The organism is Vibrio genomosp. F10 str. 9ZD137, assembly GCF_049974785.1.
Taxonomy (GTDB): Bacteria; Pseudomonadota; Gammaproteobacteria; order Enterobacterales; family Vibrionaceae; genus Vibrio.
In genome coordinates, this window is record NZ_JBNGCJ010000410.1 from 1 (window position 1) to 8,575 (window position 8,575).

The 8,575-nt window shown below is 42.2% G+C and carries 6 protein-coding genes; 2 read left to right on the top strand and 4 right to left on the bottom strand.

Translation table 11 applies throughout. From position 1 onward, the window contains the following. The 4 genes from feoB to znuA form a co-directional block, all read right to left on the bottom strand. The coding region (gene feoB / locus ACP45E_RS09445; protein ID WP_069584927.1) for a ferrous iron transport protein B at window positions 1-1,765 on the bottom strand (1,765 nt) is incomplete at its 3' end. Next, window positions 1,762-1,992 (bottom strand): FeoA family protein, encoded by a 231-nt coding sequence (locus ACP45E_RS09450; RefSeq protein WP_017035354.1) that lies wholly within the window; start codon window positions 1,990-1,992, stop codon window positions 1,762-1,764. The genes ACP45E_RS09450 and feoB, both read right to left, overlap by 4 nt. An 803-nt stretch (window positions 1,993-2,795) precedes the next feature. Next, on the bottom strand, window positions 2,796-6,134 hold the full coding sequence (locus tag ACP45E_RS09455; RefSeq protein WP_017038059.1) for a helix-turn-helix domain-containing protein: 3,339 nt from the start codon (window positions 6,132-6,134) through the stop codon (window positions 2,796-2,798). A 288-nt stretch (window positions 6,135-6,422) separates the two neighbouring features. Further along, a complete protein-coding gene (gene znuA / locus ACP45E_RS09460; RefSeq protein WP_017038058.1) occupies window positions 6,423-7,319 on the bottom strand; it encodes a zinc ABC transporter substrate-binding protein ZnuA in 897 nt (298 codons plus the stop codon). Window positions 7,320-7,388: 69 nt separating this feature from the next. Between znuA and znuC the strand changes: the two genes are divergently transcribed. Beyond that, window positions 7,389-8,174: a zinc ABC transporter ATP-binding protein ZnuC gene (gene znuC, locus ACP45E_RS09465; RefSeq protein ID WP_017034856.1), complete on the top strand. Its 786-nt coding sequence runs from the start codon at window positions 7,389-7,391 to the stop codon at window positions 8,172-8,174. Then, window positions 8,167-8,575 (top strand): metal ABC transporter permease (locus tag ACP45E_RS09470; protein ID WP_198927707.1); only part of this gene is annotated, 409 nt, incomplete at its 3' end. The genes znuC and ACP45E_RS09470, both read left to right, overlap by 8 nt.

Consider the following 8,575-nt stretch of genomic DNA (forward strand, 5'->3'; position numbering starts at 1 on the left):
GGCTGTTTAGCGTACCAACAACGGCTTCTTTAGCGAAAATACCCGTAATGATACCAACCGTTGCAGGCCAGTTCTCTTCAGTAATGCCAATCGGTTGGAACACAGGAGTGACAACCTGAGCTGCTTTAGACAGTACTGAATTTTCGCTGTCTTCGTTACCAAAGCTACCGTCCATACCTAGTGAATTTAGGAAGCTAAGAATGGCCACAACCATCACGATGGTTTTACCTGCGCCAAGTACGAAACGCTTCAGCTTCTGCCAAGTTTTCAGCATTACGTTTTGCACTGTTGGCAATTCGTAATCTGGCATTTCCATCACTAAGCTATCACTGCTACCCGGGTAGATCGTGTTTTTCAGGAACAGACCCGTAAATACAGAAGCAACGATACCAAGAATATACAAAGCAAATACTACGTTTTGGCCAGCGCCAGGGAAGAATGCCGCTGCGAACAGTGCGTATACCGGCAAACGAGCACCACATGACATAAACGGCGCCATTGATGCTGCCAATTTACGTTCGCGCTCTTGGTCAAGAGTACGAGTTGCCATGATTGAAGGCACGTTACAACCGAAACCAAGTACCAGTGGGACAAATGCTTTACCCGGTAAACCAATCTTCTGCATCACTTTATCAAGTACAAATGCCGCACGAGCCATGTAACCCGAGCTTTCTAGTATCGCTAAGAACAGGTAAAGCGCAGCGATAACAGGTATAAAGGTCGCAACCGTTTGAATACCGCCACCGATACCATCAGCGAGTATGGTGACTAACCAAACGGGTAAGTGATCATCTAATAAGTAATGCCCACCATCAACCAGTATTGCACCAACACTAATATCAAAAAAGTCGATGAACGCACTACCGATGTTGATGGAGAACATAAACATCAGGTACATGATGACAAAGAAGAAAGGAATACCAACCCATTTGTTCAAAATGAATTGGTCTGCTTTCTCGGTAAAGCTGCGGCTAAATTTACCTTCTGTTTTGCGAACGTTTTTACATAGTTCATGCAAGTAAGTGTACTTTGTATCTGCGACCAACAAGTCGATATCTATATTGCAGGTTGTTTGTAGCTGAGTGACCGTGTTTCTGTCATCACGACTCATTGTATTAAGTACCAAGCGATCATTTTCTAATGCTCGAATGGCCAATGCCCGGCGAGTCACCGTTTTGTCCGAGAAGATCGGTTCGATTTGTTTAATGCACTGCTCAAAATCACTGTTATAGGTAAGGCCTAACTCACGAGGCGGGATACCTTGAACAATCCGCTTATGTAGGCTCTTTTTAAAGGCACTGACTTTTGATTTATCGGTGGCCGATAGCTCTATGACGGGGCACCCTATCGCTTTTTCTAATTTTTTGGCATCAATGTGCTGCCTTTCTCTTTTTAGCGCATCTATTTTATTAAGAACAACAATCATTGGTCGTCCTAATTCTCTTAATTGAAGCGTCATATAAAGAGAACGTTCAAGGCATGTCGCATCAACAACATTGACAATGAGGTCAGCAGGGTGCGTTAACACCGCTCTTGACGCAATGGATTCGTCAATGCTGTTCGTATCGTTACCACTGTCTAGTGCATAAATTCCTGGTAAATCCGTCAAACCGAAATCTTCACCTGCATGAGAAAACGAGCCTGTCTTTTTTTCTACCGTGACGCCAACCCAATTGCCCACTTGTTGCTTGGCACCGGTGAGTGCATTGAATAGCGTGGTTTTACCGCTGTTTGGGTTTCCCACCGTCAATATCTGGTAACTCATTCGCTGATCTCCACTGTAATTTGAGCAGCGATGTTATGCCTGAGTGCTAACGACACACCTCTTACATCCACCTGTAGCGGATCACCTAACGGGGCCCGTCGGATCAGTGTTACTGGCGTTTTGGGAAGCACCCCCATCACCATGAGTTTTTTTCGAGTGTCTAGAGGCATAGAGTCAAAAGATTTTATGACTGCGCTCTCACCTTGTTTTAATTCAGATAACTTCATATTCGCGCCACATCAATGCTAATGAGAAGGATTTCTATTAACAATGGCGATTGTAGAGGTAATTGATCGTGAAGATATTGTGTGAAATCAAACTTTCCAATAATGGTGATGTCAATTTCGTAAGTTATCTCTACGTCAAAAACGTTAATTTTATAACCTCACCTCTCAATCAATATACTCTATTTTTTAGAATTAACCTCACCCGCCAATTTAAACCAATAAAAACATACACTTAAACCCACCTACCAATATGTCGGTTTTCTTACATTAGATTGTCGTTAATTTTATACGTGAAATAAGTGGTCTAATTTATAGTTATTCACGTCGAGAGGGTTTTCCTCTAAACAAATTCCAGAGGTGGTTTGGTTCCTACCATACCACTCCGGCAGCAAGCGAAGGTGTCATTGACACCCGTGGTATAGTCCCCCGGCTATGCCACGACATTTTTTTTCTTAGTACACTTCAAATCTCTACTTCTAGCTTAACCTCACTGCCTAGATACAAACCAACTAAATTAAAACCAACTAAATTAAAACCAATAATATATCGACTACTTATCGTCTTTATTCTACGTTCGAGTCTATCCGCCTTCATTGTTACCATTTTTTGGCGATAGCGTTGAATAAACAAAGATGTACTTAAAAATAAGAATGGATAGAGTAACTGAAGTATTAGGCGTGACTAGTGAAAACCCATGCATGAAAGTTCATGAAGAGTGTTCATGATATACCCGCGTTACGGAGAAAAGTGGCAGGCTATGCTTTCTTCAACCATAGTTAGGATGAGTTACCAGTAATACGTAACTATAACTTATTATTCTGAGGCAACTCGTTGCCCTCGATGAACTGTGTCGGTGAAACGCCGAAGTGATGCTTAAATCGTTGGCTAAAGTATGAAGCATCGTTATAACCACAATCAAAAGCGACGTCAGACACTTTATCTCCGGCTAATAATCTTTTGGCCGCTTTTTCTAGGCGGTATTCATTAAGGTACTCTTTAAAGGTTTTTCCATAGCTTGCTTTAAATCGCCTTTGCAGGCTTCTTTCTGAAATGAAAAGATGTTTGGCGGCGGCGGCTGTACCAAAATCGGCATTTTCATAGTGTTTACCAACCAAGCTCTCTATTTTATACATCCAATTTTGATCGACATTGCCCCCCCCTTCACGTTCATCTAATTCGCTTTCTTGGACGTCATTATGGTCACGTGCTGCATTGGTTTCAGCAACGGGCCAAAAAATTTCTATCAAGTTACGCTCTTCAGAAACAAAATACGCAAGCTTGCCTCCACTTTCGGTAACAAGCGTAGGTAGGTTGTGTACACTTAGGTCCAATGAAGTGACTTGTTCATATCCTTCTAGATCGGGAAACGTTCGACCGCTGTCGATCATTTTCAAGGTAGCGATACCATCAGCACTACTCACCTCAATCTGGACGTGTTGGTTTTTAAAACACCGCTCTAAAACACTATCAAGCAATGTATTGATCACGACATCTAAATTAAAGTTACTCAGTTCAACCCAAACGCTTTCCTCTGCACTGCTAAACTCGATACCTATGCCTGACTTTGTAAATTCTGACTGCCAACCGGATAACACCGTGGAGGTCACCAGGAATAAATCGAATACCTGCTTAGTACCACTGCCATTACTTTTTGCATCACGAAGAATTTCCAACTCCTTAGAAACCAATCTAATGATTTCTTGCGAGGATAGCCCCCTCTCTCTTTGATTGCTGCCTGCTGAATGGTTACGTGCTGAATGGTTACGCGCTAGAGTGTTCAAATTGTCTTGCACTGATGTGATCACTTGATTGTAAATTAGATGCCTAACTTCCAACTGTTTCCTAAGTTGCTTGTTATTCGTGAGCAGAATGCGGCTTTGGTGGCGTAGTTGGTTGGTTTTTAGAGAGACTTTTGCTTTTAGCATTTTATTTGATGCTGACATCAGACGAGATCGCCAAAGCGACATTAAACCAACAAAAGTCATTGTCATTAAAACGCAAACGAAAATAGCCCAACCGCTAAGATACCAAGGCTCTAAGACAACAAACTCTTGCGACGTAAACTCACTGTCACCGCGAATAGAAGACGCTATTTTGAAATGCAATATATGTGAACCAGGCATTAAGTGATCGAAGGAGAGTTGGCGTCCTTCTAGTTTGAACCACTCCTTATCGTCATCCATCCGATAATAAAGGTTATCGATATTACTTCGTGGGACAACACCCATTAAAAATCCGACAGAATCACCATAATTAATGGTAAAACGCTCCGACAGCTTAACGCCTAAACTTATCGGTTCTTGATTGACGCTTATCTGACTAAACAGGAGTTGGCCAGTTGGCAAAGGGTCGTTGAGCAGTGCTGTTTCACTGACTAGAATTAGACCTGTTGTTGTGCCCAGCAATAGATCATTGACACCATTGTTACTAGGGTCACATAGACTAGAAACAAATTCATTGTTTAACACGCCAAATGGCGCACCTATATGTTTGCTCAGCGTTCCATCACTGTCATAGAAGGACAAACCAGCGGTCGAGGTTAACCAGATTCCACTCTGGTTCTGAATAAGGCATTTAGGGCTGATATTTTGTTCCACCATAGGAATCGGGGAAATGTGTTCTTTTTTGTCCTCAACTCTAAATATCCCATAAGTAGAAGCCACCCAGATAGCCGTATCTATTTCCTTAATCGCAACAACATGACCGTATTGAGTGCTGTCTTTAAAAAAGCGAACCTCACCATTTTGTAATTGGTAAAGGCCATGATCCGTACCGATAAATAATCCGGATAATTCTGTTGCTCTAAGCAGCGTCACGCTGGCTGGTTTAAATCGACTTACCATCCATAGATCACCGTGATCTTTAAAACGACTCGTATTCAAGTTATAAGACCAGAGGTTCGATCCTTTCACTCCCCACAAGTTGCCTTTTGAATCTAACTCTATCTGCTCTATAGTTTTGGATTTTATACTATTTGGTAATCCATCATCCGCAATGACTTCGCCTGTATTGATGTCAATACACACAATGCCTGACCGTGTTGCTACCAATAAGGTATCGCCGTATTGAACTAAATCGAACACTTCACTTTGATCATAGATTAACGTTCTGAAAGGTTTATCTTGCAAAGCCACAAGGTATAACGCTTTATCTGAGACCAACCAATGACCTTCACGATTTTCATTTTTGACAATTTTCTTGAGTGATTCCCCACCACTGTTATAGGTAAGCATGTACTTTGGAATTCGGCGAAACTTTTCACTGTAGAGTGAAAAGTAACGAATACCTTGTTCAGTCGCGATCCAAATCCCCTGACGAGTGTCATTGATAAGAGAATAGATTTTATTTCCCGCAAGATCGTACTTCGCGCTCACACCGCCTTCCAGCTGTTTGGTTTCACCGGTAGCGAAAGAATGAACAAATAATCCTACCTCCGTTCCAACCCAATATTCATTATCTGTCTCGGCGATAGAGAGAACATGGTGATCACTTATAAATCTTGGCGGCGCTTCTGGCTGAGTAATGTCGATAACAAGCGCCCCTTTTATTGAGCCAACCACTAATTCTCGCCTTGATGCTGAGAAGTACAATGTTTCTATATAGTGCTTGCCAGAAGAGGAAACATGAACAAGTTCAAACTTGTCAGATATGAACGCGCCAGAATTCGTCGCTAACACCCATTTAGAAAAAATGAATTGAGCATCATTGATATCAACTCGACTAGCATCACTTGATTGGTAAAGTTGCATCAAAGAGTAGGTATTGAAGTCGCCAGTACCAATGTGATACGTATAGAAATTACTATCATCGGCTACCCAGATATAACGGTTAGATGTACCGATAGATCGTATATTGGTACCAGGCGTTAAGCTAAATACTAGCTCTCTTTGATGGTTAGGTTTTGAACGATAAACCTCGTTGTCGGCGAAAGACCAAAAGGATTGGTCTAAGTAAACCAGCTGTTCTGTGGTGAAGTCTAATGCTGAACCGCTACTTGGTAGGGTATTGTCACCATCGTAAAAAACAACACGCCCATGAACATCGTGGATCCAGATGCCACCTTGCTCACTTAAGAAGAGTTTTTTTGCTGCAATAACACGCCCTTCTTCCTGTGTCGACAAAGGGTAAAAAATTGAAGGCATGCTGTCTATCGCTATAGCCAATCTTGGTAGCGAAGAGAAGAAGATGAACAAACAAAAACGAAATAGCAAACTATACCCTTTCAGCATCAAAGTCAGTGTATTGCTACGCCATGAAAGAATAATATTCACACAATAAAGTTAAGCGAACGTTGCTTGTGCTCTTAGGTGAGTGTTTTTTTGCGGCGCTAACTTTGTAGTGTATATGAACCCCTACAGATATTCAGCTGACAATACCGCAAAAAAACGTTTTGTTTGTAGTTTTAGATGTATCGCTGGTCGCTCGCGGGTTTATTTAAGGCATTCGACAAAGCTGTCGGCCAGAGAATGAATAAACACAAAGTAGCTATCAGCCTGAACAGTAATCTCTGAACCAATAGGATCAAGCTCACCTAGCCCTACGCTGCTACCTCGAGTTACTGACTCTACAATTGCTGGCGTAAATTGGGGCTCTGAAAACACGCACTTGGCTTGATTTTCCTGTAAGGTTTTCTTAATCGCTATTAAGCTTTTTGCGCCAGGCTTCCTATCTGGGCTGACGGTAAAGTAACCCAAATGGTTCAATTGATAATCGGATTCAAAATATCCATACGCATCATGGAATACATAGTAGCCATTTTTCTTAACTGGTTTTAGCTTGTCTTCAATCCGCGCTTTTTCTTGTTTTAACCGTAATTCAAAGGTCTGGTAGTTTTGTTGGTATTGCTTACGGTTGTTCGGTTCTAGTAAAGATAACCGATCGGCTAAGGCCTTTGCGACCTGCAAGGTAGGCTCATAACCTAGCCAAAAGTGAGGATCATGGTCACCATGATCATGACCGTCATGTTCACCATGATCGTGATCCCCTTGGTACTCTCTCAAGGAAAGATGAGGAATCTCACTTAATGTAATTACGTTGTCTTGATTCGACAAAACACCTGTTAGGAAGGGTTCTAAATCGTGCCCATACCAAACGACAAGATCGGCACTACGAATACGTCGTATGTCAGAGGGGCGCAGCGCATAATCATGAGGGGACGTGTTGTTTGCCAACAATACATCGGCATCACCGGCGTTGAGCGTTATTTCGGTGGCTATCATTTGAATCGGCTTAATGCTCGTCAGTAGGTTCATTGCCCAAGCAGAGTTGATATTAAAAAATAGGATTGAAGCAATTAATAAACGAAATCTCATTTGCGTGCCAGTCATCGTTCTGTAGAATATGGAGGGAATGGATGTTACATTATAACAATAGCTAATTGCAAATGAGTTCTATTTATGCCCCCCTTGATTGAGTTAAACAATATCTGCGTAACATTTAACAATAAGCGCGTTTTAGACAATGTTAACTTAACACTTGAACGAAAAAAAATAACCACGCTCATTGGGCCTAACGGAGCTGGGAAATCGACCTTAGTTAAGGTTTTACTTGGCCTACAAAAAGTGGACTCTGGAGTCGTGAAGCGCGGGGCTTCATGCAAAATTGGCTATGTCCCTCAAAAGCTAAGACTGAACGATGCACTACCACTGAATGTAAAACGTTTTTTGCAATTGGCTGGGCGTTACAGTGCGCAAGAAATTCTTGACGCATTAAAATTGGTCAAAGCTGAGCACCTTATTAGTAACAACATGCATCAATTATCGGGTGGCGAAAATCAACGCGTATTAATAGCAAGATCTTTGCTGCAAAGACCAGACGTATTGGTCCTTGATGAGCCAGCACAAGGCGTTGATATACAGGGACAGATCGACCTTTACAATCTTATCGATGATATTCGCCATCGGTTTAGCTGCGCTGTTTTTATGGTGTCTCACGATCTTCATCTAGTGATGGCAAAAACCGACGACGTGATCTGCTTACACCACCACATATGCTGTTCAGGATCACCACAAGACATCACGCAACACCCAAGCTACATCGCGCTATTTGGCCATAGTGGTCGCGAATCGCTCGCTATCTACCACCATCAGCATGATCATCACCATCATGATTTATCTGGTAACCCTGTTACCGGTAATGCAACAGAATGCGCCAACCATAACCATGGACACACACATGATTGATTTTCTCCTTCCTTCACTTTTGGCAGGACTCGGTATCGCACTGATTGCTGGACCGCTGGGATCTTTCGTCGTTTGGAGAAAGATGGCCTATTTTGGCGATACTTTAGCCCATGCTTCTTTAATGGGCTTAGCACTTGGCTTTCTATTGAACATTAATCTCTACTTAGCTTTGCTGGTTTGTTGCCTAGGTTTAGCATTGATTCTTGTGACTCTACAAAAGCAAAAATTGGTCGCCACTGACACGTTACTCGGTATTCTAGCGCACAGTTCCCTCTCTCTAGGCTTAATCGCCGTCAGTTTTTTAGATTCTGTTCGTATCGATTTAATGAGTTATTTGTTCGGCGATTTACTGGCTGTCGCTCCTGCTGATTTAGTCATAATCTATGCAGGTGTTGCGGTCG